The organism is Sphingomonas cremea, assembly GCF_021502585.1.
Taxonomy (GTDB): Bacteria; Pseudomonadota; Alphaproteobacteria; order Sphingomonadales; family Sphingomonadaceae; genus Sphingomicrobium; species Sphingomicrobium cremea.
Window position 1 is genome coordinate 156,076 of the sequence record NZ_JAKFGM010000001.1, and the last position, 26,811, is coordinate 182,886.

The 26,811-nt window shown below is 61.9% G+C and carries 30 protein-coding genes and 1 other RNA gene; 20 read left to right on the forward strand and 11 right to left on the reverse strand.

The window, feature by feature from the left end:
- Positions 1 to 88: 88 nt before the first annotated feature.
- The 4 genes from LVY65_RS00780 (at position 89) to LVY65_RS00795 (ending at position 2,592) form a co-directional block, all read left to right on the forward strand.
- Positions 89 to 265 carry a hypothetical protein gene (locus LVY65_RS00780; RefSeq protein ID WP_235066111.1) on the forward strand — a complete coding sequence of 59 codons (177 nt, stop codon included), beginning with the start codon at positions 89 to 91 and terminating at the stop codon, positions 263 to 265.
- Between the two features lie 120 nt (positions 266 to 385).
- Positions 386 to 898, forward strand: coding sequence for a hemerythrin domain-containing protein (locus LVY65_RS00785; RefSeq protein ID WP_235066112.1), 513 nt, complete (start codon positions 386 to 388; stop codon positions 896 to 898).
- A gap of 129 nt (positions 899 to 1,027) precedes the next feature.
- On the forward strand, positions 1,028 to 1,621 hold the full coding sequence (locus LVY65_RS00790) for a Pr6Pr family membrane protein (protein WP_235066113.1): 594 nt from the start codon (positions 1,028 to 1,030) through the stop codon (positions 1,619 to 1,621).
- A gap of 335 nt (positions 1,622 to 1,956) precedes the next feature.
- A complete protein-coding gene (locus LVY65_RS00795; RefSeq protein ID WP_235066114.1) occupies positions 1,957 to 2,592 on the forward strand; it encodes a hypothetical protein in 636 nt (211 codons plus the stop codon).
- Between the two features lie 13 nt (positions 2,593 to 2,605).
- Here the strand turns inward: LVY65_RS00795 and LVY65_RS00800 are convergent, their stop codons facing one another.
- Positions 2,606 to 4,876, reverse strand: coding sequence for an ATP-dependent helicase (locus LVY65_RS00800; RefSeq protein ID WP_235066115.1), 2,271 nt, complete (start codon positions 4,874 to 4,876; stop codon positions 2,606 to 2,608).
- Between the two features lie 736 nt (positions 4,877 to 5,612).
- Here LVY65_RS00800 and LVY65_RS00805 point away from each other — a divergent pair.
- From LVY65_RS00805 to LVY65_RS00815, 3 genes are read left to right on the forward strand one after another with little or no spacing between them, the layout of a single operon-like run.
- Positions 5,613 to 6,098: a RidA family protein gene (locus tag LVY65_RS00805; protein WP_235066116.1), complete on the forward strand. Its 486-nt coding sequence runs from the start codon at positions 5,613 to 5,615 to the stop codon at positions 6,096 to 6,098.
- Positions 6,099 to 6,128: 30 nt separating this feature from the next.
- Entirely contained in the window at positions 6,129 to 7,700 is a 1,572-nt protein-coding gene (locus tag LVY65_RS00810) for a flavin monoamine oxidase family protein (protein ID WP_328282461.1), read from the forward strand.
- Positions 7,697 to 8,098, forward strand: coding sequence for a low affinity iron permease family protein (locus tag LVY65_RS00815; protein ID WP_235066117.1), 402 nt, complete (start codon positions 7,697 to 7,699; stop codon positions 8,096 to 8,098). The genes LVY65_RS00810 and LVY65_RS00815 overlap by 4 nt, the downstream gene beginning before the upstream one ends.
- A gap of 144 nt (positions 8,099 to 8,242) precedes the next feature.
- On the opposite strand, the gene LVY65_RS00820 is transcribed toward LVY65_RS00815, so the two are convergent.
- Positions 8,243 to 8,986 (reverse strand): hypothetical protein, encoded by a 744-nt coding sequence (locus LVY65_RS00820; RefSeq protein ID WP_235066118.1) that lies wholly within the window; start codon positions 8,984 to 8,986, stop codon positions 8,243 to 8,245.
- Positions 8,987 to 9,146: 160 nt separating this feature from the next.
- Between LVY65_RS00820 and LVY65_RS00825 the strand changes: the two genes are divergently transcribed.
- Both LVY65_RS00825 and LVY65_RS00830 read left to right on the forward strand, forming a co-directional pair.
- Complete coding sequence (locus LVY65_RS00825; RefSeq protein WP_235066119.1) at positions 9,147 to 9,896, forward strand: class I SAM-dependent methyltransferase; 750 nt, start codon at positions 9,147 to 9,149, stop codon at positions 9,894 to 9,896.
- Positions 9,893 to 11,146, forward strand: coding sequence for a dicarboxylate/amino acid:cation symporter (locus tag LVY65_RS00830; RefSeq protein ID WP_235066120.1), 1,254 nt, complete (start codon positions 9,893 to 9,895; stop codon positions 11,144 to 11,146). The genes LVY65_RS00825 and LVY65_RS00830 overlap by 4 nt, the downstream gene beginning before the upstream one ends.
- A 196-nt stretch (positions 11,147 to 11,342) precedes the next feature.
- Here LVY65_RS00830 and LVY65_RS00835 read toward each other — a convergent pair whose 3' ends face one another.
- Together LVY65_RS00835 and LVY65_RS00840 are read right to left on the reverse strand one after the other, a co-directional pair.
- A complete protein-coding gene (locus LVY65_RS00835) occupies positions 11,343 to 12,101 on the reverse strand; it encodes a LytR/AlgR family response regulator transcription factor (RefSeq protein WP_235066121.1) in 759 nt (252 codons plus the stop codon).
- Positions 12,094 to 13,305: a sensor histidine kinase gene (locus tag LVY65_RS00840; protein WP_235066122.1), complete on the reverse strand. Its 1,212-nt coding sequence runs from the start codon at positions 13,303 to 13,305 to the stop codon at positions 12,094 to 12,096. Before LVY65_RS00840 ends, LVY65_RS00835 begins: the two co-directional genes overlap by 8 nt.
- A gap of 161 nt (positions 13,306 to 13,466) precedes the next feature.
- Between LVY65_RS00840 and LVY65_RS00845 the strand changes: the two genes are divergently transcribed.
- Both LVY65_RS00845 and LVY65_RS00850 read left to right on the forward strand, forming a co-directional pair.
- On the forward strand, positions 13,467 to 13,691 hold the full coding sequence (locus tag LVY65_RS00845) for a hypothetical protein (RefSeq protein ID WP_235066123.1): 225 nt from the start codon (positions 13,467 to 13,469) through the stop codon (positions 13,689 to 13,691).
- Between the two features lie 217 nt (positions 13,692 to 13,908).
- Positions 13,909 to 14,460, forward strand: a complete 552-nt coding sequence (locus LVY65_RS00850) for a hypothetical protein (RefSeq protein WP_235066124.1) — start codon at positions 13,909 to 13,911, stop codon at positions 14,458 to 14,460.
- Here the strand turns inward: LVY65_RS00850 and LVY65_RS00855 are convergent.
- Together LVY65_RS00855 and LVY65_RS00860 are read right to left on the reverse strand one after the other, a co-directional pair.
- Complete coding sequence (locus LVY65_RS00855; RefSeq protein ID WP_235066125.1) at positions 14,457 to 14,948, reverse strand: 5' nucleotidase, NT5C type; 492 nt, start codon at positions 14,946 to 14,948, stop codon at positions 14,457 to 14,459. The genes LVY65_RS00850 and LVY65_RS00855 overlap by 4 nt on opposite strands.
- 32 nt (positions 14,949 to 14,980) lie before the next feature.
- Complete coding sequence (locus LVY65_RS00860; protein WP_235066126.1) at positions 14,981 to 16,366, reverse strand: UDP-N-acetylmuramate--L-alanine ligase; 1,386 nt, start codon at positions 16,364 to 16,366, stop codon at positions 14,981 to 14,983.
- A 50-nt stretch (positions 16,367 to 16,416) separates the two neighbouring features.
- Between LVY65_RS00860 and LVY65_RS00865 the strand changes: the two genes are divergently transcribed.
- Positions 16,417 to 17,223, forward strand: coding sequence for an LD-carboxypeptidase (locus LVY65_RS00865; protein ID WP_235066127.1), 807 nt, complete (start codon positions 16,417 to 16,419; stop codon positions 17,221 to 17,223).
- Positions 17,224 to 17,313: 90 nt separating this feature from the next.
- The gene (locus LVY65_RS00870) at positions 17,314 to 17,589 is read left to right on the forward strand and encodes an SWIB/MDM2 domain-containing protein (protein WP_235066128.1); all 276 of its coding nucleotides are present in this window, start codon (positions 17,314 to 17,316) and stop codon (positions 17,587 to 17,589) included.
- Between the two features lie 87 nt (positions 17,590 to 17,676).
- Here the strand turns inward: LVY65_RS00870 and LVY65_RS00875 are convergent, their stop codons facing one another.
- Together LVY65_RS00875 and LVY65_RS00880 are read right to left on the reverse strand one after the other, a co-directional pair.
- Positions 17,677 to 18,432 (reverse strand): NUDIX hydrolase, encoded by a 756-nt coding sequence (locus tag LVY65_RS00875; RefSeq protein WP_235066129.1) that lies wholly within the window; start codon positions 18,430 to 18,432, stop codon positions 17,677 to 17,679.
- 90 nt (positions 18,433 to 18,522) lie between these two features.
- The gene (locus LVY65_RS00880) at positions 18,523 to 18,792 is read right to left on the reverse strand and encodes a hypothetical protein (protein WP_235066130.1); all 270 of its coding nucleotides are present in this window, start codon (positions 18,790 to 18,792) and stop codon (positions 18,523 to 18,525) included.
- A gap of 106 nt (positions 18,793 to 18,898) precedes the next feature.
- Here LVY65_RS00880 and ssrA point away from each other — a divergent pair.
- From ssrA to LVY65_RS00895, 3 genes are all read left to right on the forward strand, one after another.
- Positions 18,899 to 19,258: a transfer-messenger RNA gene (gene ssrA / locus LVY65_RS00885) on the forward strand.
- Positions 19,259 to 19,387: 129 nt separating this feature from the next.
- Positions 19,388 to 21,427, forward strand: coding sequence for an amidohydrolase family protein (locus LVY65_RS00890; protein WP_235066131.1), 2,040 nt, complete (start codon positions 19,388 to 19,390; stop codon positions 21,425 to 21,427).
- 22 nt (positions 21,428 to 21,449) lie between these two features.
- Entirely contained in the window at positions 21,450 to 22,331 is an 882-nt protein-coding gene (locus LVY65_RS00895; RefSeq protein ID WP_235066132.1) for a hypothetical protein, read from the forward strand.
- Here LVY65_RS00895 and mscL read toward each other — a convergent pair.
- Positions 22,328 to 22,747: a large conductance mechanosensitive channel protein MscL gene (gene mscL / locus LVY65_RS00900; RefSeq protein ID WP_268828551.1), complete on the reverse strand. Its 420-nt coding sequence runs from the start codon at positions 22,745 to 22,747 to the stop codon at positions 22,328 to 22,330. The genes LVY65_RS00895 and mscL overlap by 4 nt on opposite strands.
- A 121-nt stretch (positions 22,748 to 22,868) precedes the next feature.
- Here mscL and LVY65_RS00905 point away from each other — a divergent pair, with 121 nt between their 5' ends.
- Genes LVY65_RS00905 through LVY65_RS00920 form a run of 4 tightly spaced genes read left to right on the forward strand, consistent with a single transcriptional unit; the run spans position 22,869 to position 25,435 of the window.
- Complete coding sequence (locus LVY65_RS00905; protein ID WP_235066133.1) at positions 22,869 to 23,468, forward strand: LemA family protein; 600 nt, start codon at positions 22,869 to 22,871, stop codon at positions 23,466 to 23,468.
- 1 nt (position 23,469) lies between these two features.
- Positions 23,470 to 24,252 (forward strand): TPM domain-containing protein, encoded by a 783-nt coding sequence (locus tag LVY65_RS00910; protein ID WP_235066134.1) that lies wholly within the window; start codon positions 23,470 to 23,472, stop codon positions 24,250 to 24,252.
- A complete protein-coding gene (locus LVY65_RS00915) occupies positions 24,249 to 24,923 on the forward strand; it encodes a TPM domain-containing protein (RefSeq protein ID WP_235066135.1) in 675 nt (224 codons plus the stop codon). The genes LVY65_RS00910 and LVY65_RS00915 overlap by 4 nt, the downstream gene beginning before the upstream one ends.
- Entirely contained in the window at positions 24,923 to 25,435 is a 513-nt protein-coding gene (locus LVY65_RS00920) for an NUDIX hydrolase (protein WP_235066136.1), read from the forward strand. Before LVY65_RS00915 ends, LVY65_RS00920 begins: the two co-directional genes overlap by 1 nt.
- 22 nt (positions 25,436 to 25,457) lie before the next feature.
- Here the strand turns inward: LVY65_RS00920 and LVY65_RS00925 are convergent, their stop codons facing one another.
- Together LVY65_RS00925 and LVY65_RS00930 are read right to left on the reverse strand one after the other, a co-directional pair.
- Positions 25,458 to 26,117, reverse strand: coding sequence for a cyclic nucleotide-binding domain-containing protein (locus LVY65_RS00925; protein WP_235066137.1), 660 nt, complete (start codon positions 26,115 to 26,117; stop codon positions 25,458 to 25,460).
- Positions 26,118 to 26,124: 7 nt separating this feature from the next.
- Positions 26,125 to 26,811, reverse strand: coding sequence for a hypothetical protein (locus tag LVY65_RS00930; RefSeq protein ID WP_235066138.1), 687 nt, complete (start codon positions 26,809 to 26,811; stop codon positions 26,125 to 26,127).

Below are 26,811 nucleotides of genomic sequence, written 5' to 3' on the forward strand. Positions count from 1 at the left end.
GATTGGATGCGATTGTAAGATTTCGGGGCGGGTCGCGCGTCCAGTTGGCCGAGCGGGCCGCCACCTGCCGAGCGTAGGGATAGTTGCAATGAGCGCGGAGAACGATCGCGCCTTCCATCTGGAGCGCGCGGAGCATTGCCGGAAGATGGCTGAGGAGGCGGGCGACCTTGCCGTGCGCCACCTCCACGAGCAGCTCGCCCAGTTCCACGAGGCAGAAGCGCGCAGAAGCGCTGCGGAAATGGCGACCGACCAAGACCTGATCTAGCCAAGCGCCTCCAAGTACATCGTTGATATTGCATGCGGAGATCCGTCGCGAAAACGTTCGGCGAAGGAACTGGCGCCACGCGGCCTCGTTGAGCAGCCACGCTCGTAACAGGAGGCTTAAATGGCGGAAACAAAAGCAAAAGATGCAGTGGCGCTGCTTAAGGAGGATCACCGCACAGTCGAAAACCTCTTCGCCCAATTCGCAAAAGCCAGTGGGGAAGGGCGCAAGCAGAAGCTCGCTACCCAGATTTGCCTCGAGTTGTCGGTCCACGCCAAGATCGAGGAGGAAATCTTCTACCCGGCCTGCGAGGGCAAGGTTGACGAGGATCTGCTCAAGGAAGCCTTTGTTGAACATGACGGCGCTAAGCTACTGATCGCCGAAATCTTGGCTGGTGAACCTGGCGACGAGTTTTACGACGCTAAGGTGACGGTATTGCAGGAGCAGATCGAGCATCATGTCGAGGAAGAAGAGAAGAGGCTGGAGGGTTTGTTCGCGCAGGCCCGCAAGGCCGGTCTGGACATGGATGAGCTCGGTGAGCAGCTGGCGGTCCGCAAGGCCCGGCTGACGGCGGAATTTGAGACCAGCGGCGTTCCCAAGCCCGAGTTGTCGACGATGGAGCAGGCGACGGTTTAGCTCGGGCAGTGTCGACAAGAATTTGGAGGCTTGGACGGGGACCTTCCGTCCAAGTCTTTCTTTTTCGTCGAGCTGCGCCATGCTTGCCGGGTGTTCACAAACGAGGGGCGAGCGATGCGGGGAGCGAGAGTGGCGGCCGTGGTTATGGCGACCGTCGGCTGGAGCGGGCTTGCACTACAATATGTGATTTTCGCGAAGGCCGTCGGGCTGGGACTGGCGACTTGGCGCTATGTCGGATTTTTCACCATCCTGTCGAATATCGGCATCGCCGCCATTGCAACGGCCATCGCGCTGGGCCGCGACAACAGGCTGACGAAAGCAAGGGCGCGTCTGATGGGGCTGACGGCAATTGTCACGGTTGGGTTCGTCTATTCCGTGCTCCTTCGGTCGACCTGGAACCCCCAGGGTTGGCAAAAGGTCGTCGACGTGGCGCTGCACGACGCTACGCCGATCCTGTTTGCGATCCTCTGGGCGCTGATGCCCCATGGCTCGCTCCAGTGGCGCGACATGAAATGGGCACTGGCCCCGCCTGCGCTCTACCTCGCCTATGCACTCGGGCGGGGGGCGATCGACGGCTGGTATCCTTATTACTTTCTCAATCCTGGGCTGCAGACGACCGCTGAACTGGGCGTCAGCATTATTGGAACGCTCGCAGTGTTCGCGACCATCGCCGGAGGCGCGATCGCCGTGGACATGCGCATGGGCGGCGGCAAGTCAAATTAGGCACCGCCATGTCAACTTGCCCAAGTCGCCGCCTAACCCGTTAGATTCCCTCTCTTTTCGGCGAATATCTCACCGCCACGCCGACCCCCTCGCATGATATAGTGGCAGTGAGCGAGGCATTCGCTCGTGGAGGGGGAAGAGACATGGAATTCGAAGCCGGGCGTAATACGAAGACGCAACTGATCGCGCTGTTGATGACTATTGCCGTCGTAGGCGGAGCCATCGTCTACGCGATCTAGGCGGCGCAAGCGTAGGTCGGGCGGACTTCCAGCCCGCGTTAGCGACTTCTTAGGCGTCGCAGGTGCAAGCTTGCGCGCGATGCCAAGAGGTCGTCCATGACTGATGCAATTTCGGTCACTACCTTCGTTATGGAGGAACGGCTTCCGTGGCCGGACGATGCCCCAATGGTCGACGTCGATGGACCATTTGACGCCGGGGTGATCCATGACGCCGGTCGGCGGCGCAATTGCTCCATTCGAAAAATTTCGACGCTGGGCGCGACGCTTCGTGGCGATGTCATCGGTGCACCCGGCGATGAGATCGCCGTCGAACTAGCGACCGGCCAGCGGCCCGCCGCGACGATCGATTGGGTCAATGCGGGTGAGGTTGGGATACGCTTCAGGCAGCCCATCGACATGTTTGCGCTGATCAACCGCAATCTCATCAGTCAGCCAACCGAACGTCGCGCGATGCCCCGCGTCGAGCTTTGTTGCAGCCTCTATGTGAAGTGGGGCGCCAACTTGTCGCCTGCCGTCATGCGAAACATTTCCGCTCGAGGATTTCAGATCGAAGGCGAGGCGCTTCCGCCCCGCGGCACCTTTGTCTCCTTGTTCGTCGAAGGCCTGAATGTTCCTTCCGGAGAGGTGATGTGGAGGAAAGGCGATCTGGCCGGGATCGAGCTTCTGGAAGAGTTAAGCTGGACTTCGATCATTCCGTGGATCCGCGAAGTTGGGCGCAACAAGGCGGCCTAGCCGCGAAACAAGATCAGCCGGCACTGACAAAACTGTCGAGCACTCGCTTCCGGCCAGCCTTCTCGAATTCGATCTCCAGCTTATTGCCTTCGATGGCCTCGATCGTGCCGTAGCCGAACTTGCTGTGGAACACGCGCTGACCCACGCTCAGGTCGTCGCGGCCCTTGTTGCCAAGGGAGATGGCAGAGGCTCGTGCTTCGATGATCCGCTGTGGCTGCGCGTTGTAGCCGCCGGCGCTAGCCCGCTGCCAGCCGGGTCCGCGCGACGGCCTCGCCACATGGGCGAATGGATCGCCATGCTCGCTCCACTGAGCTCGCCAGAGGCTTTCTCCGCCCGTCATGGTGGTCTCTTCTTCGATATGATCCTTGGGCAATTCGGCGACGAACCTGGAGGGGATGCTACTGGTCCACTGGCCATAAATTCGGCGGTTGGCGGCGTGAAGGATGGTCGCCAGCGAGCGGGCTCGCGTAATGGCAACGTAAGCGAGGCGGCGCTCTTCTTCGAGGCTGGCTAGGCCACCTTCATCGAGCGAGCGTTGCGATGGAAACACCCCTTCCTCCCAGCCAGCGAGGAAGACGATCGGGAATTCGAGGCCCTTCGCGGCGTGAATGGTCATGATCGTGACCCTGTCGCCCGATGCCTGCGAGTCATTGTCCATCACCAGGCTGACATGTTCGAGGAAAGCGCCAAGGCTTTCATACTCCTCCATTGCCCGAGCGAGCTCGGCAAGATTTTCGAGACGGCCGGCGGATTCGGCGCTGCGCTCGGCCTGGAGCATGGCAGTATAGCCGCTCTCGTCCAGAAGGATTCGGGCGAGTTCCGGGTGAGGCAGCTCGGCCGCCATCTGCCGCCAGCGGGCGATGTCGGAAACGAAGCGGGCAAGGCTGTTGCGGGCGCGGGATTGCAGCTCGTCGCTGTCGAGCATCGCGGCGGCAGCAATAAGTAAGGGCTGTCCGGTCGCGCGTGCGTGCGCGTGAATTGATGCCACTGCTTTATCGCCCAGGCCGCGCTTGGGCTGGTTGACGATCCGCTCGAAGGCGAGATCGTCGGCAGGTTGGGCGACGAGCCGCAGGTAGGCCAGCGCGTCGCGGATCTCCGCGCGCTCATAAAATCGAAACCCGCCGACAATTTGATAGGCCAGGCCTATCGCGATGAACCGCTCTTCGAATTCGCGGGTTTGGAACTGGGCGCGAACGAGAATGGCGCAATCGTCGGGGGAGCCGCCCCGGCGTAGATGTGCTTCAATTTCCTCACCGACGCGGCGGGCCTCTTCGGGCCCATCCCACACGCCGATAATCTTGACCCGCTCCCCGGCGTTCACTTCCGTCCACAATGTCTTGCCCAGCCGGCCGGCGTTGTGGGCGATGAGGCCGGTGGCGGCGCCGAGAATGTGCGGCGTCGAACGGTAATTCTGTTCCAGCCGAATGACTTTGGCGCCGGGAAAATCGGCTTCAAAGCGGAGGATGTTGGCCACCTCCGCACCGCGCCACGAGTAAATGGACTGATCGTCGTCGCCAACGCAGCAGAGATTACGCCTCGGCTCGGCGAGAAGCTTCAACCAGTCGTACTGCGACGCATTGGTGTCCTGATATTCGTCGACAAGGATATAGCGAAACCGCTCGCGATAGGCTTCGAGGACGTCTGGGTGCGCCCTGAATATAGTCAGCATATGCAGCAGCAGGTCACCGAAATCGCAGGCATTCAAGGTACGGAGGCGATCCTGGTAGGCGGCGTAAAGCTCGCGGCCGCATCCGTTGGCGAACGCCTCGCTTTCGCCGGCATCGATGTGGGCGGGGGTCCAGCCGCGGTTCTTCCAACGGTCGATCACACCCGCGAGCTGCCGTGCTGGCCAGCGCTTTTCGTCGAGGTTCGAAGCGACGATCAGCTGCTTCATTAGCCGCAGCTGGTCGTCGGTATCGAGTATGGTGAAATTGGATTGCAGTCCCACCAGCTCGGCATGGCTTCGCAGCATGCGCGCGGCCACGGAGTGGAAGGTGCCGAGCCAGGGCATGCCCTCGACCGCACCTCCGGTAATCGTGCTGACCCGCTCCTTCATCTCCCGCGCGGCTTTGTTGGTGAAGGTGACCGCGAGGATCTGGCTCGGCCAGGCCTTTCGAGTAGCAATCAGATGGGCAAGTCGAGCCGTCAGCGCCGCGGTTTTGCCCGTGCCTGCGCCGGCGAGGACGAGGACCGGGCCTTCCGTCGTAAGTACGGCCTCGCGCTGCGGAGCATTGAGGCCCTGCAAATAAGCAGGCTCGGGGTTCAGGGCAGGGGATTCGGGCACCCATCCGAACTAGGCATGCCGGAACGAAACGGCAACTGCGGGCCTTGCGCGGAACTGGCCAACCTTTATTTGGCGCGGCGACTCGCCAAGCTGGGTGGAGTCCCGGCGCACGAATCGACACTTATGCGCGATATCCCCGTTATCCACAGGCTTTGACTCGCTTTTTTCGCTTTCGCGACTCGAAAAAGTTCGCCAAGTTACATGGGTGATCGGGACGGAAGTTCCCGCCTCACCGGAAGGTCGGCAACGGCAAGAAGGTACGGCAGGTGACGGAAGGACCGATCTCCACCGGATGGCGATGAGGAGGGCTTCGGCCCAAGTCGGACCACCGGAAGAGGCGCCGGAAGAGTTGGTCTTCCTGTCGCAGTTCGCGGCTCCCCCTGGGGGCAGGCGACGCGAAGGATCCAACCCAAGAAGGGCCGCGGAAAATCGAGAACCTGCCTTCGGGCAGGACCACGATTGGAAGCGACGCCTGAGCTGGTGAGCCAGGATCGAAAAGCGGAAGGCCTTCGGGTCGTCAGGCTAGCGAACACCGGCAGATCCTTAGCTCGGTGCAGGTGGGGGCTGGCAGCAATGCCGGCCCCCATTTCTGTTTGGGCCTGGTGCCCTGCCTGATGCTCCGGTCGCCGTAATCCCGAACTTTGGTCGTTTATGACCTACGCCCGATCGAGCGTGATTATGGCCGGAGCATAGTCGTGCTACGGTCCGCCCGAGCAGAGACGGGGGGCGAGTCGCGATGCGGATCGGTGTCATGCTGATTGGGCTGGTGTTTTCGCTGGCCATTTCCGACGCCGCACTGGCCGTCGATTCTCCTCATCGCGTCGGCGCATCTCAATCGCCCATCTCCGCATCCGTTTCAGTCCCACCGGGCAGCAGGCTGGTTTACGTCAGCGGAACTGTCCCGGACGTCGTCGACCCAGCCGCACCGGAAGGATCGGTTGCGCGCTTTGGCGACACCGAGACACAGACCCGGTCCGTGCTGAAGAAGATCGGGGCGGCTCTGGCTGAGCAGGGGCTTGGCCTTGGCGATATTGTCATGATGCGCGTGTTCCTCGTGGCGCCTGCGGGCCAACGGATGGACTTCGCCGGGATGATGCGCGCCTACGTCGAAGCATTTGGAACCAAGGCGCAACCTAACAAACCCGCAAGGTCGACGATGCAGGTCGTCGGCCTGGTCGATCCGGGCTGGCTGGTCGAGATTGAGGTAACAGCGGCGAAATAACCGAGCGCCGTGCAAAAGGGGGGAGGGCATATGACCCTGACGCGGCGCGACATTTTGATGCAGGTTGGGATTGCGGGCGGGGCAGGGGCGACATTCGCCGCAATGCAAATGCTCGGCTTGACCTTGGCTACCCCGCTGTCGGCCGCTGACTTCGCGCTTCCCAAGGGGTCAGGCGGCGGCAAGTCGGTGGTCTTGCTCGGTGCCGGTATTGCCGGGCTTGTTGCGGCCTATGAGCTTCAGCGCGCCGGCTATTCCGTAACCCTTCTCGAGGCGCGCGATCGGGTTGGCGGGCGGGCGTGGACGATTCGTGGCCGCGATCGGATCGTCCAGGCAGATCGGCCAACGCAGCAGGCTAATTTTTCTCCGGGCCTATATTTCAATGCGGGACCAGCCCGCATTCCCTCAATTCACCATGCCATTCTCGGTTACGCCCGCCGGTTGGGCGTTCCGATGGAAACGTTCGTCAACAGCCACATGGCGACGGGCTGGGACTTTGGCGGCAAGATCCACCGAGGTCGCCAAATGGTTTACAGTCTGCAGTCGCGGCTGGCTGAACTGTTAGCCAAGGCCGTCGACGGCAATGCGCTCAATGCCGCAATGCCGAAGGATGAACTGGAGCAGTTTCGGCAGTTCCTCGGCTTTTACGGCGGACTCAATGACAAGGGCGTGCCGACGGCGCAGGGAGCGCTCGGTTATACTGATTGGCCGGGCGGTTACGACGATCCCGGCAATCCGCTCGATCCGCTGACGCTGAAGGAGCTATTGCCGAGCCGGGGTGCGGCTTTCCCGCAGATTTTCGAAGCGATCATCGACATGCAACCGACAATGCTGCAGCCGGTCGGCGGGATGGATGAGATCGCAAAGGCGCTCCATCGCCAGGTCAAGTCGAGCGTGCGCTTCAACCAGCCGGTCAGCGCCATCCGCCGCGAAGGCAATCGGGTTCGGATCGAGCATCGCGGAGGGGTAACCCGTGCCGATTATTGCGTCTGCACGCTGCCCGCCAACCTGCTCAGCCGCATCCCCAACGACTTCTCGCCGGCCAAACAGGCGGCGCTCAAGAACGTGCCCTATCTGAAAAGCGCCAAGGTCGCGTTCGAGGCGCCGCGCTTTTGGGAAGATGAAGGTATCTATGGCGGACTCGCCTGGACCGATCGGCTCAACGAGAACATCATTTATCCAAGTAGCCAGCATATGGCCTCCCGCGGCGTGCTGGTGGGAGCTTATGTCGCCGGCTGGACCCACCAGGATACGCCCGAGGCGTTTACCAAGCTGCCCATAGCAGAACAGATTCAGATCAGCCGGGATTCGATCGAGGCGTTACACCCAGGCAAGTCGAGGCTGTTGACGAGCCCTGTCGCGGTGAACTGGGGGCAGGTGGCTTATTCGGAAGGGGTCGGTGCCCTGTGGGATGGAGGGCCCGCCGATACGGGGCGGAGGACCGGAGCCTATCTCGAGCTGTTGAAGCCCGAGGGACCGATCCTGTTTGCAGGCGAACATCTTTCCTATGCCGGTCTGTGGCAGGAAGGGGCAGCGCTTTCGGCTCATGAGGCCATAAAGCTGCTCCATGCAATGGCAGCAGAAAGCGGGAGTAAGGCAGCGTGATCAAATCGTTCGAACGAATAGCCACGCAGGTTTCGGCGGCGGCGGGGCGGCCGAGAGCATTTATTCTAGCATTTGCAACCATTGTCGTTTGGGGCGTGACCGGTCCCCTGTTTCACTGGTCTGACACCTGGCAACTGGTGATCAATACGGGCACCACCATCGTCACCTTCCTGATGGTGTTCCTTATCCAGAATGCGCAGAATCGCGATGGTGCGGCGATCCAGGCCAAACTCGACGAACTCATCCGTGCCGTCGCCCACGCCCGGAATGAATTCATCGGCATCGAGCATCTGAACGAGGAAGAGCTGGAAGAAATCCGGACCGCTTTAGAAAAGGTCGCTGGAGACGAACCGACCCGGCACGCCGCGATCGTTCGGTTGATCGAGCGCCGATGTTAGCCGCCTAAAAAGGAGGCGGCGGTGCTGGCCAGCCCGCCGCCTCATGTCCTGCCGGGAACGATCGGTCGGCAGGACAATATCCTGCCAACGCACAGATCGTTACGGGGATGCACAGCTTGGCTCGAAAGCCGCGCGGCTAGTCGCCTAAATTCCCGGCAAATGGGCTGCGATTGGCGCCCAGCCACCGCTGGCGATGATCGCAATGGGCAGGAGCGAACTAGCCGCAGCGAGCGAAAAGCCGAGCCAGGTAGCCGGATGGACGTGGCCATCCCCCCGACGGTCCCAAACGAATAGCGGGATGAATAGCGCAAGGCCGACCAGCACCTGGAACAGGAATCCGCCAAGCGTCGGTGGAGCAATCGGGATTCTGCCAATCGCCGGACCGAGCATGACCAGGATTGCGGCGCTGAGCATCAGCCGCTTGTGCCACTGCGCCTGGCTTCGCCTAGCCCAGCCTTGCCAGACCAGGATGGCGTAAGAGGGGATGACCGCGAGCGGAACGATCGTCCAGGTGAGCGGGTCAGTGAAAGGCGGCTGGTTGGCGCGGGCTACCTGCCACACGGCTACCAGATACATCATCGGGATGATTGCCAGCGCAAGCAGGAAGCTGAGCTTGCCGAGGCGCATATGAAGCTCGACTTTGCGCGCCGCTACGAGTTGCGTCTGCGCAACGAACACCAGCATCCAAATCGTGAAAAGCCCCCCGTGCAGCAACACCGATGGCGGAAGCGTCGGGTTGGGACGGGGATAGGATGGCACGACTCCGCGCAGATAAAAGCTCGGGGCAAAGCCAATGAACACAACCGCCACCAGCAGAAGCGCCATGCGCGAATAGAATTTCCGCTCTGCAGCCTGCCGGTCGGCCGGCACCCCCGCCACTGACGCCATGTAAAGGACCCTCGATTTAGCCGCGATAGGCTAGTCGAGGATGAGTCAAAGTAAAAGGGACCACCCATTCGTCGAAAATCTTCGCCGATGGATTTGCAGCACACTGGCGCGGTCAGCAGCGCCGCGATAAGCCTTCGCCATTAACTCGAAGGAGGCGGCTATGCGGGCGTTGATTTTGGCAGCTTTGATGGTGACGACAATTCCCGCTGCGGGATGGTCCGCTCCCGCTGACGTGAAGGCCAGCGTGGCTTCGACCGCGTCGCGGAGCGAGGCGAACGTCAAGCTGGATGAATCGCGCAAGCCGGCAGAGGTGCTGAAGTTTCTCGGCCTTCAAAAGGGAATGTGGGTCGCCGATCCATTTGGTGGCAACCTCTATTGGGCGGAAATTACCGCTCCTGCGGTCGGACCAAAGGGCCGGGTGACCATATGGGAGCCAAAGCAGTTTTACGACCAGAAGACCTACGACAACTATATGGCGCTAAAGGTGAAGCAGCCGAATGTGTGGATGCGCGTCAGCCCGTTCGAGGCGCCCGACCTGCCTGGCAAATATGACTTCATGCTGATCAACCTCGACTATCATGACGTCTATTGGGAAAGCGCCAAGTACGGCATCACGCGGATGGAACCGGATCAGTGGCTCAAGGTTGTCTACGACGCAATGAAGCCCGGTGCGGTGGTCGGAGTGGTCGATCACGTCGCCGCTCCTGGCGACACGCGGGAAACGGTCGAAAAGCTCCACCGCATCGACCCCGCAACGGTAAAGGCAGACTTCAAGCGCGCCGGCTTTGTGTTGGAAGCGGAGAGCAACCTGCTTCGCAATCCGGCCGATGATCACAGCAAGCTGGTGTTTGACCCGGCCATCCGGGGCAAGACCGACCGCTTCATCTTCAAGTTCCGGAAGCCGCGATGAGCGAGACGAGCCGCCGCTCGACGTGGCTGGTGCTCGGCGCGCTGGTCGCGGGTCTGCTGCTGGGCGCACTATCGGCGCAGGCGGGCGCATATCGCGAGCCGCTGGTCCAAATTGCCTCAACGGTTGGCGGTCTGTGGTTAGACGCGCTCAAGATGACCGTAATCCCGTTGATCATTGCACTGCTGGTCACGGGCATCGTTTCCGGCGCGGATCAGGCGCGGGCCGGAGGAATAGCCGGTCGGTCGATCCTGTGGTTTGTGGTGGTGCTGACCAGTTCTGCGGCGTTCGGCGCTCTCGCCATGCCCGCGCTGCTCGAAGCATTCCCGCTGCCGTCAAGCTCGGCCGAGGCGCTTCGGGCTGGCTTGGCCAGTGTCGACAGCGCGGCAACTGCCGCTTCGGTGCCGACGGTCCAGGATTGGCTGAGGGGACTGATTCCGACCAACCCCATCGCCGCCGCGGCCAATGACAAGGTGCTTGCCCTGGTCGTGTTCACGGCGGTCTTTGCCTTTGCGGTGACGCGGATTGGGGTTGAAGAGCGCCAGGCGGTCGGCCGCTTCTTCAAAGGCATCCAGGATGCGATGCTGGTGGTCGTGGGATGGGTGCTGGCACTAGCGCCGATCGGTGTGCTTGGACTCGCATTCGCGGTCGGGGCGGGTGCCGGGGGATCGGCGTTCGGCGCGGTACTCCATTATGTCGTGATGGTCTCATTGATCGGCATCGTCGTGACATTGTTCGGCTACGTCATTGCCGTGACCTTTGCCCGGTGGCGGCTCGGCGATTTCGCCCGGGCGATGATTGCTCCTCAGGCGGTAGCCATCTCGACCCAATCGAGCCTGGCTTCACTTCCTGCGATGCTGGATGCGTCCGCTCGCCTTCGGGTGCCTCAACGCAATGCCGATGTAACCCTTCCTCTTGCGGTGGCGCTGTTTCGCGCGACTGGGCCGGCGATGAACGTCGCTGTGGCGATTTATGTTGCCTATTGGATGGGCGTTGACCTTCACCTTGGCAACCTTATCGCCGGGTTCGCCGTCGCGTCGATCGCCAGCTACTGGGCGGTAAGCCTGCCGGGCGCCTTGTCCTTTGTCACTTCGATCGCGCCGATTGCCTTGGCAATGGGCGTACCGATTGAGCCGCTGGCGCTGTTGATCGCCGTCGAAGTCCTGCCCGACATCTTCCGCACGCTGGGCAATGTTACTTGGGACGTCGTTGTGACAGGCGCGGTCGCCGGCGGCGAGCGCGCCGAAGACTAGCCGGCGGTCGTTCGTCAGTCCGGGGCAGCCGTTCGTCTGCTGTTATGATTGCCGGTCGAGCCCGCGATGATTCCCGTCGAGGTTCGGGTGCAAATGGCGGCAAATTGCGGTCTGGTCTTGATGCGGCGCGAGGAGGGGAGACCCCTGACATCCCGACCCTACTTCGCGCCGCAACCCATGGTTGCACCGGAATGGACTAACGCCCCGCGATCGCGCGGACCTGGTCGGCGTATAGGCGGCCCACGGGTTGCTCATTGCTGTCCGCCAGCCGCGCGATCCATCGGCCCGAGGAATTGCGGGTGAAGCCGGCGATGAAGTCTCGCCGGACGATTGCCGACCGATGGAGGCGGACGAACAGTTCCGGATCGAGCCCTTCTTCCAGGGCCGTCATCGAATGGTGGATGAGCCAGCTGCGCTTGCCGACATGCAGCCGCATATAGTCCCGCTCGGCAGTGACCCGGTCGATGTCCCTTGCCGCGATGCGCACCAGCCCCGACAAATCCGATGCCCAGAATTCCTCGAGCCATTGCGATGGTGGAGCCGCCAGCGCTTCGTCCGGTGATCGTGCGTCCCGGGCCTCAAGGTAGGCACGGGCGCGATCGATTGAGCGCGCCAGACGGTCGGCGTCGACCGGCTTCATCAGATAGTCGATGGCCGCGACGTCGAAGGCCGCAACGGCGAACTGGTCAAAGGCAGTTACGAATACGACCGCAGGCGATTTGCCGTGCCGGGAGAGGGCGCGGGCAACTTCGATTCCATCCTGTCCGGGCATGGCGATGTCGAGAAGCAGCAAATCTGGTTGAAGCGCCTCGGCCATGCGCACGGCGCTCTCGCCGTCATGCGCGGTTCCCACCAGGAGGACGTCATCGATCCTGGCGAGGAGCATTTGCAACCGCTCGGCGGCGAGCGGCTCATCATCGGCAATGAGGATCTTCAACCCGTTGCTGTCAGTCATCGTCATCCACTGGCATGGCGATTGAAACCTGGTAGCCGCCCGGGATCGGACCGAAGCGAACATCGGCACGGCTGCCAAAATGAGCATGCAACCGCTCGGAAACATTTGAAAGGCCTAGTCCGGTACCAACATGCGTCGGTGCGGCAGCTTTTTTCGAGCGCGCACCGATCGATCGATTGGTCACATCGAGTTGCATGCGGCCGCCGTCAAGACGGATAGCGTGGATCGACAGCTCAACCCGGGCGGTAGTCGCCGATACCCCATATTTAATTGCATTCTCGACCAGAGGCTGAAGAATTAGGGCCGGAACACGTGCTTCCGCCAAGTCGTCAGGTATGTCGATGTTGACCTCCAGCCTGTCGGGGAAGCGGACCTTTTCAATTTCCAGGTAAAGCCGCTGCAGCCCGATCTCCTCCGCAAGGCTTACGTCGGCCGACGGGTCCATCGACAGGCTCGTGCGAAAGAAAGTGGACAGCGCCATCAGCATGTCCTCGGCCCGGTCGGATCGACCCGACATGACCAGCGACGACAGGCTATTCAGCGTATTGAACAGGAAGTGAGGATTGACCTGGTAGCGCAGCGCGCGGACCTGGGCGGCATGGGCCGCGGTTTCGGCTTCCGCAAGCCGGAGCTCGGTGATCCGCGTGCGATGCTGCTGCGTCATGGCGATGAAAAAGGCGCACCAGGCGGCAAGCAGGAAATACCATGTAACGGTGCCGTCCGCGATCAGTCGCGGCAACTTGGAAGCGATAATTTCCTCGACCGGCGGAAGGTTGACCTCAAGCTCGTCTCCGCCCTGCTTGATGATACGGACGTTTTGCCCGCGCTGAACGATCGCGATGCCTTCCTGCGTCGTGATTTTCGACTGCTCGCCCATCTGGTCGGACCACATCGCCATTTTCAGGCTTGCGGCCGACATTATTACCGCGGCTGGAAGCGACGCGACCGCGGCGACAATCGCCATCCGCCTTATGCTGCCTTCCCGAGCGAGCAAACGGATGGCCACGTAAATCAGGAATGTAAGCACAAGGCCAAGGGCAGCGTTGATCGCGCGATAGCCGATGGCCGATGCCGCCTCCGGCCCGAACAGGCCGCGGAGCAACACGGTGACCAGGTAGAATGCCCAAAAGCCGATGATCGACTGGGTAGCGAGTCGCCAGTCGGCAAAGCGGCCTTGCGGCGAGAAAGCTGAATATCCGTTCATGTGATGAACTCATTACGTGCACTTCACCCAAATCCACAATCGCACGCTTGTCCGTTGGCAGACCTGCACCGCCTATCGGTCGAACATTTGGGCCGGCTGTGCGGAACGCGGCACAGCTGTGCTCGTTCTGCATGTGAATTTGAAATTGGAAGGACTTCACCATGACCGAGACGAAAATGGATCGGGCGAAAGAAGAAAATCCCCCGCCGCCGACACTTTCAGGCGAGCCGGACCGGGAGCTCGAACTCAAGGTGAAGAAGCACCCGGAAGACGACGATGCCAAGGTCGATCTCGGCAGTGACGAATCAATGGATGCGTCGGACCCCATCTCGACCACCCAGCCAGGATCGTCCAAACCGGCTCCCTCGTCCGGATTCCCCGAATAGTCATATTTGTGGATTAAATGGGAGACTGCCGGAAATCCCCGATTTCATCGTGCCCTGAAAAACACAGCCGGCAATATTAGTCAGCGCGGTGAGAAATTCATGTTGCCCCGCGGACTCCCCTTTGATTCAATGTGAATGGGGGGTGGGATTTTGGTTAAGAGATTGGCAACCCAATCGGCCGCATGATCCTGCCTTAGAGTTAGAGGAGTCGGGGATCATGGCGACCAGGACGAGCCAGCCCGCCGGTGGCGCGCTGCTCATTTCGGAGATGAAGGAATTCGCTTCCTTCCCGAAAGCGACGCAGCGTTACATCCGCCGTTCGCTGGATGTCGCATATGGTCGGTCCGACCCGATGGAAACCTGGGCGCGCGACGAAATCGAAGCCGCGGCGATTGGCGCACAGGCCCGCTTCTACAAGCAAATCGATCATCTTAGGGTGCAGATCCCGGACGACAGCGGCCTCGACATGATCGAACCGTTCCTCGGAATGCTGGTGACGTTGGCCGCGTTCGACCTTGGCCAGGATCGGCTGCAGAATTTCGCTGCCTTCCGCTTTCTTTACGAGCGGTTGCTTGGCGCCAGTGTGCGCCCGTGGCTGCCGGCGGCATTCTGTGCGGCCGCAGCTCTGCCTCACCTTCATCCGGAGCGCCGGCGGGTGCTGCTGCAGTCGATCAGCGAAAGTGCGGCGACCGCGCCGGGCTGGTCAACGCGGGAGCCGGTGTTCTGGCCGGAGTGGGTCGAGAAGGTCGATCAGGCGGCCGCCGCTTAAATCAGCACTTTGACAGACGGGTAGATCTCGGCGAGCTGTTCAATGGTTTCGCGCGCATTCTTGTGGTGGATGAACTTGCCCCCTGCCGCTTCCCATCTGTCACGATGATTTTCCCTGTCGTCGACCAGCACGTCGGCGCCTTTAATATGACGATACTTGTCCCGGGCCATGCAGGTAATGATGTGGGTGCCGGGGAAATGTTCGTCAGCCCAGCGAACCTTTTGCGGGGCGGCCCAATTGCCTAACGGCAAACCGGTCAGGATGATCGGGTCGAGATGCTCGACGGCATCGAAAAGAATGCGTGCGTCGGACATCAACGGCAGCCGCGCGTAGAAATCCTTTGCTCTGGCAATCCGCCGCCAAAACTCGCGTTTTCCATGCCGCTCCTCGAAATCGCGCGGAGACATGCCAAGAATTTCGATCGCGCCAGTGTCGAAATCGGCAAGTACGCCGTCGCAGTCGAGAAAAAGCTGGGGCGCGGCAGTCATGAGCCAACAATTACCGAGGTTGGCATGTGTTCCTAGCCGAGCCGCTCAACCAACTCGATCGCGAATTCGCTCAAGCTGTCGTCGCGTGCGCCGAGGATGGCGATGCGATCGCCGGGCAGGGCATTCGCCAGCAATCGCTCGGCGACCGCAGCTCGCTCGGGGATATGCTCGGCATGCCCGCCGGCCGAGAGGATCGCCTCTGCCAGCCAGTCGGATCCGCGCGAACGGTCGACCGTCCCGCCCTGGTAAACGGGGTCGGGAAGGTAGAGGCGATCTCCTTCGCGCATGCCGCCAGCAAATGTTGCTGCGAGTTCTTCGCCCATCTTTGCAAGCGGACCGTAGCCGTGGGGCTGGAACATGATCAGCAGCCGGCCAGGCTGGGCGGTCAGCGTTGCCAGCGTGGCTGCGATCTTGTCGGGGTTGTGCGCGAAATCGTCGATGATGGTGACTCCGCCCGCAGTGCCAACGGTTTCCAGCCTGCGCTTCAACCCCGCGAAGCGAGACAAGGCAGCAGATGCGTCACCCAACGAAATGCCCAGCGCATGGACTGCGCCGAGCGCGGCCATTGCATTCATCGCATTGTGACGACCGGGGACCGCAAGCTCGACCTTATGCTTTTGACCATCGATCTCGGCGGTAAAGCGGACGCCGTCAGGAAGCAGTTCGAGGTTCCGGCCGATTAGCTCCGCGCCCGGGCTATCGAAGCCGAAGCCAACGCGTCTCTCCGCTTGCAGGCCGTCGGCAAGGATGCGCGTTTCGGGATCGTCCAGGTTGACTACCGCTTTGCTGGACGCAGCGAGGAAGCTACTGAACAGCGACCTCAGTTCGTCCATTTCCTTATGGTCGAGGCTGATATTGCCGAGCACCGCCACCGTGGGTCGATAGAGCGCGATTGAGCCGTCGCTCTCGTCGACTTCGCTGACGAACAGCTCAGGATCGCCGACCAGCGCCGAAGCAAATGGTGCGCTGGGTGAAACGAAATTCTTCATCACGGCGCCATTCATCACGGTCGGTTGCCGGTGAAGGGCGTGAAGAATCCATCCAATCATGCCGGTAACCGTTGACTTGCCGCTGGTCCCGCCGACGGCGATGCTTTTCTGCGCGGCATTGAGCAGTTGGGCCAGCAGCTCCGGCCTGGTCAGATGTGGAAGTGCGAGTTCGCGGGCGCGAACCACATCCGGGATCGTCGGCTCTACCGCCGCAGAAGTCACCAGGGTCATCCCCTCCGCGAGACCCGAGCCGTCCTGAGGCGCAAGGGCAATGCCCAGCGATTTCAAATAATCGAACTTGGGGGCAAGCCTCCCAGCGTCGAGCGATCGGTCGGACCCAGCGACGCGGGCGCCGCCAGCGCGAAGAATGGCGGCGAGGGGAAGCATTCCGCTACCGCCAATTCCGCAGAAAAAGTAATGATCGGTCATATTGCGGCATGCCCTATGCGGGCGGGCAGGCTTGTGCAAATGATAGGCGGATGAAGATTGCGGTCGTCGCGCCAAGTTGCACGCTGAAGCCCGAAGTTGCCGAGGCCGTCACTGCTATCGCGGCGGCCCGCGGCGATGTCGAACTCCTCATTCATCCCCAGAGTTTCCTGTCGGACGGACATTTCGCCGGGCCCGATGCCGCCCGGCTGGCTGCACTGCGCGAAGTCATGGCGGACGATAGCGTCGATGCCATCTGGTTCGCCCGGGGCGGCTATGGCTCGAACCGCATCGCCGAGGATGCAGTGAAGGATCTGCCCGCGCCTGCGAGGAAAAAGCAGTACCTCGGCTACTCCGACGCCGGCTTCCTATTGGCCGCATTCCATAAAGCCGGGCTAACCGTTGCGCACGGACCAATGGTGCAGGATGTTGCGCGCAGTGGCGGAGATGCCGCGATCCACCGGGCCCTCGACTGGCTGGTGAGGCGCGATGCCGCGGCTCTCGAACCGGGGTTGGAACCGGGAACGCCAGCGATGGCCTTCAACCTGACCGTCTTATCGACATTGCTTGGAACTGCCATCGAACCCGACTTCGCTGGCGTGCAGCTATTGATCGAAGATGTCGCCGAGCATGAGTATCGGATCGACCGGGCGATGTTTCATGTAACAGGAAGCCCGGCATTGCGGCGTGCGTCGGCGATCCGGATGGGCAGGATGAGCGAGATTCCGGACAATGATCCGGAGTTCGGAAGCGATGCCGAGTCTATCGTCCGCGACTGGTGCAAACGGGCCGGAATCGCCTTTAGAGGGCGTGCCGATATCGGCCATGATGCCGCTAATAAGGTCGTTCCGTTCAAATAGCGCTGAAATTAACCACTTTGATGCCCGTCTCCCTCTTGCGCACAGAGGGGAATCGCGCTCTATCTTCTCTCAGAACAACAGGAGGGCCAAATGGCAAAAGCATCGAGCGGGACTGGTCGTAAAGCTGGGGGCGGACTTGCCCGTCCGGTAAAGCCGTCGGCAGAGCTGGCCGCGATCGTCGGGTCAGACCCGCTGCCGCGCAGCCAAGTCGTATCGAAGGTGTGGGATCATATTCGCAAGAACAACCTGCAAAACCCGAATAACAAGCGGGAAATCCTTGCCGACGATAAGCTTAAGAAGGTCTTTGGCGTCGACAAGTGCACTATGTTCGAAATGAACAAGCATCTGTCGAAGCATCTGAGCTAGTTCGCTCGCCGCCTCTAGCCGCGGCAAGCGAATGAGGAGGGGCCCACGGCATTGCCGCGGGCCCCTTTCCTTTGCCTGCGAGTCGCATCAGGCGCGAAAGGCAGTGGCAAGCGGCTCGGAAATGACCGGGTAGCCGCGCCCTTCGGGGATGCGGACGTGTCGGACGCCGTCGATTTCTTCGACCCAAGGGATGATCGTCTCGAGCGAATGAGCTTGCGCGTCGGATAGTGCGGAGCTGAGGGCGGCGTGCATGGCGAGCCGTTCCAGATTGCGCTTGGTCGGAAAGATCGCGCTCGCATCACCCCGGTCAATTCGCTCGAGTAGCTCGGATGGAGCGGCCCACTCGGCAGCGACGCATTCGCCGGGTTGCGGACTGGGTTGCCAATCACCGGCGGGCGCCGGAGCCAGGAAAAACATCGTATCGAATTTCCGCGGCTGCTTGAATGCCGGCATCCAGCGCGCGAACGGGGTCAGCGCGTCGAGGTCCGGCTCCAGGCGAAATTGCGTCAGCAGTGCCGCAAAATCGGATCCCTCGAGAAGGGCTCGTTGCAATTCACCACCCAAGGCGGGATCTCCAGCACCGCGTAGGGCTGGAATCACCGCCGTTTCTTCGATCGTCTCGCGGATGGCGGTAATCTTTGCGGCGTCGCTGGGACGGCCCAGGGCCTCCGCCAAGGCCTGATCGGCTGCATCTACCCGTCCACCAGGAAATACGATCGCACCCGCGGCAAATGCCATTGTCGCGGACCGTTCCACGACCAGGATCTGGGATTGATCTGCGTCGCCGGATCCGGGGTCGCGCCAAACGACCAACGTCGCGGCGGGAATGGCTTCATCGGTCATCTTTACCGCCCTAGCAGGATTGGCCCTGCAAAAAAGGGCCGGCGCCCCACGGCGCCGACCCTTTCATTCCATCCGATTGGGATGGAATGCTTACATTGCGTTGACGGCGGCCGCGTTCACGTCGGCCTTGTCGACTGCCTCTTCCTTGTTCTCGCCTTCTTCGCGAAGTGCGTCGGCCTGGTTTTCCAGGGCGTCGGACTCGGCCGCATTGGCGGTATTGTCGGCAACCGCTTCAAGGTTGTCGGCAGCAGCGTCATAATTGTCGGCAATGTTGTCGCCGAGTGCGTCGTCACCCTTGCCGCCGCAAGCGGCGAGAGCGAGCGCGGCGGCTCCAACGATGGCGAACGAAAGCTTCTTCATCAAAAATCCCCTTTGTTGCAGTGCGGAGGCGCTATCGCCGCCCTCACATGGACGGTTCCAACGCAACCACTATGCCACGGTTCCGTAGCGGGACGCATTTTGTCAATCACTTGCTTGGTAGGCGGCCGTCACCTATCTTATGCGGGCCGGGAAACCGGCTATGTCGGTAGAGTATCTGGTGGAATAGGCATTTCGGACCCGGGGGGCAGTACCCCGGCGCCTCCACCACCAGCGGCGAAGCGGTTACCTTGAAGGGTCCGCCGCTGCTGATGGGGGCGAAATAGGATCGACGAGTGCAGTAAAGGCCTGGTTGCCGATCGGTATGAGCAGACCGCTAAAGGCTCATTCACACAAGTGCCAACGATAACGAGGCGCTCGCAATTGCCGCGTAACTAAGGGCCTAACGGTCTGAAGTTACAAGGACAAAAGCGCGGTTGGACCCCACCGGGCAACAGAAGGGGATTCCAGCGGTTCGGGGAGCACCGGGCAACAGAAGCTCCCCACCTTCCCCTCAATTCGTCCATTGGTCGAAGCACGGCTTGCCGTTCGGCAGCACTCCGCGCAGGTTGCGCCGTCCAACCGGGGGAGTCGCCTGATGTATTTACGCCGTGCCCTGTTCGCGCTTTGCCTTGCAGCTTCGCCTGTGGCTCTTGCCGCCGCGCCGGTTCCCAAGGACCAACTGCTGCAGCCACCGGCCAACGCCGACCATTTCGTGGTCGTGTCGGAGGCCGGCAAGCACGGCGACGAATGGCGATGGACGCTTCCTGACGGCAGCGTAGCCTATCGCGAATCGATCCTGCTGCGCGGCCTGGTGTTCGAACAGGACGAAGTCATCCGCTTCGACAAGGACGGAAAGCCGGTCAGCTTCGTCATTCGCGGCGTGACGCCGTCGGGCGACTCCGCCGAGACATTCGCGATCGACCAGGCGATGGCGCACTGGAAGTCGCCGGTCGATGAGGGCGAAGCACCGGCAGGGCAGGCAATGTACTTCCCATACGGCGGCGCATTCCTTGCCAATGATGCGGGGATTTCCACTTTCCTCCGCGCGGGAGCGGGCGGATTATCGCTCCTGCCGTCCGGGCGCGGCACGCTCGAGCCGTCGCGGACGATGACCGTAACCGGTCCGGCTGGGCCCAAGTCGATCCGTCTCTATTTCCTGAAAGGCGTGAACCAATCGCCGCAGCCGGTCTGGCTCGACGAGCAAGGCAAGCTGTTCGGTTTCTTCGGCGGGCTTGGCTTGCTTCCGGCCGGCTATGAGGGGAACCTTAAGCCCATTATCGCAGCCCAGGAGGCGGCGATTGCCGAGCTGACACCGGCCATCGCCAAGCGGCTGCTCACCGCCGAGGCGCGGCAGCCGATCCTGTTTCGCAACGTCAAGATTTACGACGCCGACAAGGAGCGCTTTGTCGAAGGCCAGAATGTCGTCGTCAGTGACGGCAAGATAAGCCTCGTCGGAACGGCGCTGCCGAAGCTCCCTGCCGGTGCCAAGGTCATTGACGGTACCGGAAAGACGCTGGTTCCCGGGCTTTGGGACAGCCACATGCATGTTTCCGACGATTTCAATGTGCTCAGCGAGGTCGCGCTGGGCGTGACTTCGATCCGTAATCCAGGCGGGAGCATCGAGCTCGCCGTGTCGCAGCGCAAGCGCCGCGCCGAGGGGGCGCTAGTCGCGCCTGAGACATTCTCGTCGGTGATCATCGACCAGAAAGGCCCGCTCGCCGCGCAGGGCAGCCTGACGGTGTCGAGCCTCGAGGAGACGATCGCCGCCGTCCATAAGGTCAAGGACGCGGGGCTGACTGCAGTCAAATTCTATACGTCGATGAAGCCCGAATGGATTCCGCCAGCCGCGGCCGAGGCGCATAAGCTCGGGCTCCACGTCCACGGCCATATCCCGGCGGGCATGCGCACCCTGGATGCGGTGAACGCCGGTTATGACGAGATCACGCACATTTATTTCGCGACCATGCAAGCGATGCCCGAAGAGGTAGTCGCGAAGTCGAACACGACGATGCGGCTGCTGGGCCCCGGCAAATATTTCAAGGGCGTCGACTTCAACGCGGAGCCGACCAGGACGGTGATCAAGACCCTGGCCGATAAGCATATTGCCGTCGATCCGACTTTGGTCGTTGTTGAAGGAACACTTCTTTCTGAGGCAGGCAAGGTTTCGCCGGCCTACACCGCCTATGTCGGCACGCTTCCACCGGCGACCGAGCGGGGTTTCAAGTCGGGACCGCTGCCGTTGCTGGAAGGAATGACGCGCGATGACGCGGCCGCCAGCGTCAAGCACATGGTCGAATATGTGGCGGTGATGCGCAAGGCTGGAGTGCCCATCGTTGCGGGCACCGACGGCAGCGGGCTCGAACTGGTTCGTGAGTTGGAGCTGTACGTCGAAGGCGGCATGACCCCGGCCGAGGCGCTTGCAACCGCAACCATCGACGCCGCGCGCAACGTCAAGGCCGACAAGCGCACAGGATCGATTGCGGTAGGCAAGGAAGCGGATTTGTTGCTTGTCAGCGGCGATCCGGAAAAGAACATTGGCGACCTTCGTCATGTCGACCTGGTCGTGCTGGATGGGGCGGCGATGGATGGCGACGCCCTGCGTAAGGAAGCCGGATTCAGCGGAAAGCCGAAATAGGTTCGACCAAAGGGGGCGTGGGATGCGCAACTGGGGAAAAATGCTTGCGGTCGCGGTGGCGCCGCTGATGCTGAGCGGTTGCCTGTGGGGACCGGGGAAATTCAATTCCGAGCTTGCCCTCCGCAAGAACGGAAGCTTCGTCCTCGATTATCGTGGGGAGGTCGTCCTGCAAATGCCCGACGACAAGGGACCGCCTGCAGGGCCGTGGGAAAGCGGCATGGCGCGATGCTACGCCGACGGGCGGCGCCAGGTCGTGTCGGACATTGTTCCAATCACCCTGGAGCCCGACGACGGGACCGAAAGCGAAGAATCTGATGAGGTGCGCGCCTGCACGGCGGCTGAGTCAGCCAAGCTCAAGTCCGAATATGAAAAGAAGGCTGCGGAGAGGAACGCCGAGCGCATGAAGGAATCCGATAACATGGCCCAGATGCTCGGCCTGCCGGGCGCTGACGATGCTTCAAACCGACGCTTTGCCGAGAATCTGGTGAAATACAAAGGCTGGCGGTCGGTCACCTACAAGGGCAAGGGCGTATTCGAGGTCGACTATCATGTCGAAGGCAGGATCGGGCAGGACTATGTCTTTCCGGTGATGCCCAGCAGCGACCTCATCATCCCATTCATCACCATAAGGCAGCGCAACGATGGATCGGTCATGGTCACGGCGCCGGCCCTGACTGGCGGATCGGGCCCATTCAGCGCCCGCGCCAAGATGATGGGCCTGCCCGACAAAGGCAGCGATGGTCCGGTATCGCGTGCCGAAGGCCGCTTCACGATCGTCACCGACGGCGAGATCCTGACCAACAATAGCGAGGACGGGCCAGTCACCCATCCCACTGGGCGTCAGGTCCATTGGGACGTCGGCCCGGGATCGGACAAGATCCCGGAGATGCTTGTCCGGCTTTAGCGCCGCTTCAGCTCGTCGCGGATTTCCGTCAGCAAATCGACTTCGGTCGGTCCCGCGGCTTCATCGCCGCGCTTCATCATCTTGGTGGCGCTGCGAATAATGAGGAAGATGACGAAGGCCAGAATCGCGAAATTGATCAGCACGGTGATGAACTGGCCCCAGCCAAGCACAGGAATTCCGGCGGCCTTCAGGTCCGCGTAGCTGGCCGGATTGCCGGCAAATCCCTCCGGGATTGGGCCCAGCACGGTGAAATAGCTGGCGAAATCCAGCCCGCCGAAGATTGCCCCGACGACGGGCATGATGATGTCGTCGGTCAGGCTCTTGGTGATGGTGGCGAACGCGGCGCCGATGATCACGGCTACAGCCAGATCGAGGACGTTGCCGCGGGCGATGAAGGCCTTGAATTCGGAAAGCATGACGATTTCCCCCGAAGTGCCGTGGACGCCTGACAACCTGTCTTGTTTCCGACGCGATTGAAAGGGGCTTGGGACTGTCCTACCTATATAAGCCACTTTGACCCACATGGGGGACATGGACATGACTGCACTTCGTCGTTTCGGCATTCTCGCACCGCTTGCCGCCCTGTCGCTGGCCGGATGCGGCATCAATTCGGTCCCGACGGCCGAGGAGAATGTGAACGCCAAATGGGCCAATGTTCAAAGCGAATATCAACGCCGAAGCGACCTCATTCCCAATCTGGTCGAGACGGTGAAGGGCTATGCCAAGCAGGAAAGCGGCGTCCTGATCGCTGTCACCGAGGCTCGGGCGGACGCCGGCCGGGTCCAACTCAGCGCCGCCGACCTCGACGACCCGGCCAAGGTGCGAGCATTCAACGATGCCCAGAACCGGCTGACCCAAGCGATAATTCCGCTGCAGCGGCTGCAAGAGGCTTATCCGGAACTCAAATCCAACCAGAATTTCCTGACGCTGCAGAGCCAGATCGAAGGCACCGAGAATTCGATCCTGGTTTCTCGCCGCGACTATAACGAAGCGGTTCAGGCCTATAACACCCGCATCCGCACCTTCCCGGACGCGATTGGCGCCAAAATCTTCTACGGCGCCAAGCCCAAGGTCCCGTTCGAAGCGGCCGCGGGCGCGCAGGAAGCGCCAAAAGTCGACTTCAACACCGCGGGCTGAGGTGATTCGCTATTTCGTCGGCCTGTGGCTGGCGGTGCTGCTTGCCGCAACGCCAGCCCATGCCCAGACCTTTCCCAAGCTGACCGGTCGCATCGTTGACCAGGCGGGACTGCTGACGCCAGCGCAGGTCGTAGATCTCAGCTCCAAGTCAGAGGCGCTGGAGGCGCGGACCGGCCGGCAGTTCGTAATCGCCACCGTCAACAGCCTCGAGGGGCGGACGATCGAGGATTATGGCTATCGGTTGGGGCGCAGCTGGGGGATCGGCAATGAGCAGAAGGACGATGGGGTCATCCTTCTTGTTGCGCCCAACGAGCGAAAGGTCCGGATCGAAACCGGTTATGGGGCGCGTGTCTTCCTGACCGACGCCGTGTCGAGCGTAATCATCCGCGAGAGCATCGTGCCGCGGTTCAAGGCCGGCGACTTTGGCGGAGGGATATCCGCCGGTGCGGATCAGATCATCCAGATGATGGCATTGTCACCGGCAGAGGCAGCCAAGCGCGCGCAGGAGATTGGCGCGCAGGAAAGCCAGCGGCGCGAGCCGAGCGTCAATCCATTCCCGGTGCTTTTCATCGTTATCATTTTCTTCGTCATCATCGGCTCGATTGCGCGGCGAGCCGGCGGTCGGCGCTATCGGGGCCGCGGCGGCATCAGCCCATGGGTCATTCTGTGGGGCCTGGATGCAATCAGTCGAGGCGGCCGTGGCGGCGGCTGGGGCGGCGGCGGTGGCGGCTTCTCCGGCGGTGGGGGATCGTTCGGCGGTGGCGGCGCTTCGGGGGGCTGGTGATGTTGAAACTGAGTGACGATGACCACGCCAAGGTGAGCGCTGCGGTGGCCGCTGCCGAGGCGAAGAGCGATGGCGAAATCATCGCCATCGCCGCCGATCGGTCGGACGCCTATCACGACGTCGGCCTGCACTATGCGGTGCTGGTGCTGTTCCTGGTGCTCGCCTACTTTGCTGCCTTGCCGCACCAGCTTGAGTTTTGGTGGACGCGGCTGATGGGCTGGTCGGCGGAACCGACCCTGCGCGAGCTGCTGACGCTGTTGCTCGGCTTCGCGCTGGCCAAATTCCTGGTCGTGCTGTTCATCCTCAAATGGATGCCGCTTCGGCTGGCGCTGACCCCTGGATCGACCAAGACCCGGCGGGTCCGGCGGCGGGCCGTGATGCTGTTCAAAACCGGCGGCGAGCGACGGACGATCGGGCGTACGGGCATCCTCATTTACCTGTCGATGGGCGAACATCGTGCCGAGATCATCGGCGACGAGGCGATTACCGCGGTGACGACGCCCGAAACCTGGGGAGAGGCGATGGCCGCGCTCGTAACCCATGTGAAGGCCGGTCGGCCGGGCGACGGCATCGTGGCCGCAGTGGAACTCATAGGCGGCGTGCTGGCCGAACATTTTCCCAAGAGCTCCACCGATACCAATGAAATCCCAGACAAGCTGATTGAGTTGTGATGGGCGAGCGTAAGGTCGAATGGGAAGGCAAATATATCCGCGTCGTCCGTGAAGGGACGTGGGAATATGTCGAGCGTTGCGGCGGGGTCCACGCGGTTGTGATCCTGGCCAAGCATGACGGAAAGGTCGTGCTAGTCGAACAGTATCGCGTTCCGCTTGGCCGCCAATGCATCGAGCTTCCTGCCGGCCTGGTCGGCGACGAAGATCCCGACGCAGGGGTCGAAGACACGGCCATCAAGGAGCTGGAGGAAGAGACAGGCTTTACCGCGGAGCGGATCGAAGTGCTGGGCGAATTCTTCAGTTCACCGGGAATGGTCGGCGAGGGCTTCACCCTGGTCCGGGCACATGAATTGACGCGCATCGGCGACGGCGGCGGCAACGAGCATGAGGACATCGTGGTCCATTTCGTGCCGCGATCGGAAATTGCTGACTTTGTGTCGCGGAAGCGCGCCGAAGGCTGCGCAATTGACGTGAAGATGCTGTTGCTGTTGGCCGACGGCTTGCTTGGCTGACGCTTTTATCGAGCCCAACCGACTAGGCGGTTGGGGCAGCTGCGCGGTTCATCGCATCCAGCTTTTCACGCAGGCTGATCGTGAAGCTGTGCTCAAGCGCATGACGCGCGTCCGGATTGGCGGCCAAAAAGGCGTTGAGCGCCCGGCCCTGCGCGCACCAGAAGCGTGAGGGCTGGGTGAGCGTGACGGTCGCGATCGCGGCTGACTCGCCAAGCACTGTCGCCTCACCGATCAACTGACCGGGAACGACCCGGCCGACCAGATTGCCGCGGGAGTGAACGTCGCCGGCGCCCGTGGCCAGGAAATAAAGCTGCGCCGCTGGCTCGCCTTCGCGGACCAGCACGTCGCCCGGGCGGCCCTCGATCCACATGCCCTGATCGATCAATCGGCGCGCCTGCGCTCGACCCAGCCCCGCAAGCGGGCCGGAGAACATGGTCTTTTCGTCATCGTCGAATTTGGCCGCGCGGTCGGCACCTATCACGCTGGCCGCCTGGACGCCTGCCACGATGAGCATCAGGAAAGGCAACACCATTGCCATCAGCCCGTACGAGACCAGGCCATAAAGCAGGCCGAACAGGCCCGTCAGCCCCAGCAGCAAATGACTGATCAGGCGCGAGCGCGACAGCAGCGCCCCGAGTGCCGCGGCAAATATACCCAGGTAAAGACCGAGCGCCATGGTCATAGCGGCACTAACCTTCCGATCTCGCGCTGAATGTGTTGATCAATACATCCAACTGCGCCTGGCAGTCGGCCCGGATGAGGCTTTGAGCCATTCCCTCCAGCCCCGAGGGCGCAGGCGACAGGATGCGCAAAGTGAGCGTGGCCGGCTCGGCGAGGCCCGTCACGTTGATTCTTGCGCCGGAGGTCACCGGAAGGGCGGTTGGCCAAGCGGCATCGGATTGGCCTGCTTCGAAGTAGACATCCGCCTTCTTTCCGGTCGAATCGACCAGCGTCACATCGGCCGCATTGCTGGCATCGGCGCGATACAGGGTCAGCTCGCTGGCGTTGGCGACGCAGACGTTGCCCGAGCGGCCAAGATCGGCTTGCCAGACACTGCGTGTTCCGATGCCGCGGACTGCCCCAAGGCGAATCCGGCGCGCGCTGGTGCCAGCAGTATTTGCCGCTCCAGCGGCCGGGGTTGCGCTAGCCAGCACGCTGAAGCTGCCAGGTCCATGCAGTGTGCGTGTGCCGCGGGAGTCAAGCAGGACGACCGTGTCGCTCGCCTTGAGCTTGAGCATATGCGTATCGGGCAGCGCCTTCCCAGGCGGGTAGGCGGTCGCGGATGGCCCCGACGAGCGCACGACTAGCACCGCGGCGGCGGCAGAGGTGGAGACGATGAGCGCGGCACTGGCGATGGCGAGCAACACGCGAGCCAT

Bases quoted from the DNA above. Each gene is read 5' to 3' on its own strand.
- LVY65_RS00825 (WP_235066119.1), top strand. From the start codon at position 9,147: ATGCGGGCGTTGATTTTGGCAGCTTTGATGGTGACGACAATTCCCGCT.
- LVY65_RS00845 (WP_235066123.1), top strand. From the start codon at position 13,467: ATGACCGAGACGAAAATGGATCGGGCGAAAGAAGAAAATCCCCCGCCG.
- LVY65_RS00850 (WP_235066124.1), top strand. From the start codon at position 13,909: ATGGCGACCAGGACGAGCCAGCCCGCCGGTGGCGCGCTGCTCATTTCG.
- mscL (WP_268828551.1), bottom strand. From the start codon at position 22,747: ATGCTTTCCGAATTCAAGGCCTTCATCGCCCGCGGCAACGTCCTCGAT.
- LVY65_RS00895 (WP_235066132.1), top strand. From the start codon at position 21,450: ATGCGCAACTGGGGAAAAATGCTTGCGGTCGCGGTGGCGCCGCTGATG.
- LVY65_RS00840 (WP_235066122.1), bottom strand. From the start codon at position 13,305: ATGAACGGATATTCAGCTTTCTCGCCGCAAGGCCGCTTTGCCGACTGG.
- LVY65_RS00835 (WP_235066121.1), bottom strand. From the start codon at position 12,101: ATGACTGACAGCAACGGGTTGAAGATCCTCATTGCCGATGATGAGCCG.
- LVY65_RS00830 (WP_235066120.1), top strand. From the start codon at position 9,893: ATGAGCGAGACGAGCCGCCGCTCGACGTGGCTGGTGCTCGGCGCGCTG.
- LVY65_RS00930 (WP_235066138.1), bottom strand. From the start codon at position 26,811: ATGGCTCGCGTGTTGCTCGCCATCGCCAGTGCCGCGCTCATCGTCTCC.
- LVY65_RS00870 (WP_235066128.1), top strand. From the start codon at position 17,314: ATGGCAAAAGCATCGAGCGGGACTGGTCGTAAAGCTGGGGGCGGACTT.
- LVY65_RS00920 (WP_235066136.1), top strand. From the start codon at position 24,923: ATGGGCGAGCGTAAGGTCGAATGGGAAGGCAAATATATCCGCGTCGTC.
- LVY65_RS00820 (WP_235066118.1), bottom strand. From the start codon at position 8,986: ATGGCGTCAGTGGCGGGGGTGCCGGCCGACCGGCAGGCTGCAGAGCGG.
- LVY65_RS00805 (WP_235066116.1), top strand. From the start codon at position 5,613: ATGCGGATCGGTGTCATGCTGATTGGGCTGGTGTTTTCGCTGGCCATT.
- LVY65_RS00785 (WP_235066112.1), top strand. From the start codon at position 386: ATGGCGGAAACAAAAGCAAAAGATGCAGTGGCGCTGCTTAAGGAGGAT.
- LVY65_RS00795 (WP_235066114.1), top strand. From the start codon at position 1,957: ATGACTGATGCAATTTCGGTCACTACCTTCGTTATGGAGGAACGGCTT.
- LVY65_RS00925 (WP_235066137.1), bottom strand. From the start codon at position 26,117: ATGACCATGGCGCTCGGTCTTTACCTGGGTATATTTGCCGCGGCACTC.
- LVY65_RS00860 (WP_235066126.1), bottom strand. From the start codon at position 16,366: ATGACCGATCATTACTTTTTCTGCGGAATTGGCGGTAGCGGAATGCTT.
- LVY65_RS00810 (WP_328282461.1), top strand. From the start codon at position 6,129: ATGACCCTGACGCGGCGCGACATTTTGATGCAGGTTGGGATTGCGGGC.
- LVY65_RS00880 (WP_235066130.1), bottom strand. From the start codon at position 18,792: ATGAAGAAGCTTTCGTTCGCCATCGTTGGAGCCGCCGCGCTCGCTCTC.
- LVY65_RS00865 (WP_235066127.1), top strand. From the start codon at position 16,417: ATGAAGATTGCGGTCGTCGCGCCAAGTTGCACGCTGAAGCCCGAAGTT.
- LVY65_RS00875 (WP_235066129.1), bottom strand. From the start codon at position 18,432: ATGACCGATGAAGCCATTCCCGCCGCGACGTTGGTCGTTTGGCGCGAC.
- LVY65_RS00855 (WP_235066125.1), bottom strand. From the start codon at position 14,948: ATGACTGCCGCGCCCCAGCTTTTTCTCGACTGCGACGGCGTACTTGCC.
- LVY65_RS00780 (WP_235066111.1), top strand. From the start codon at position 89: ATGAGCGCGGAGAACGATCGCGCCTTCCATCTGGAGCGCGCGGAGCAT.
- LVY65_RS00905 (WP_235066133.1), top strand. From the start codon at position 22,869: ATGACTGCACTTCGTCGTTTCGGCATTCTCGCACCGCTTGCCGCCCTG.
- LVY65_RS00890 (WP_235066131.1), top strand. From the start codon at position 19,388: ATGTATTTACGCCGTGCCCTGTTCGCGCTTTGCCTTGCAGCTTCGCCT.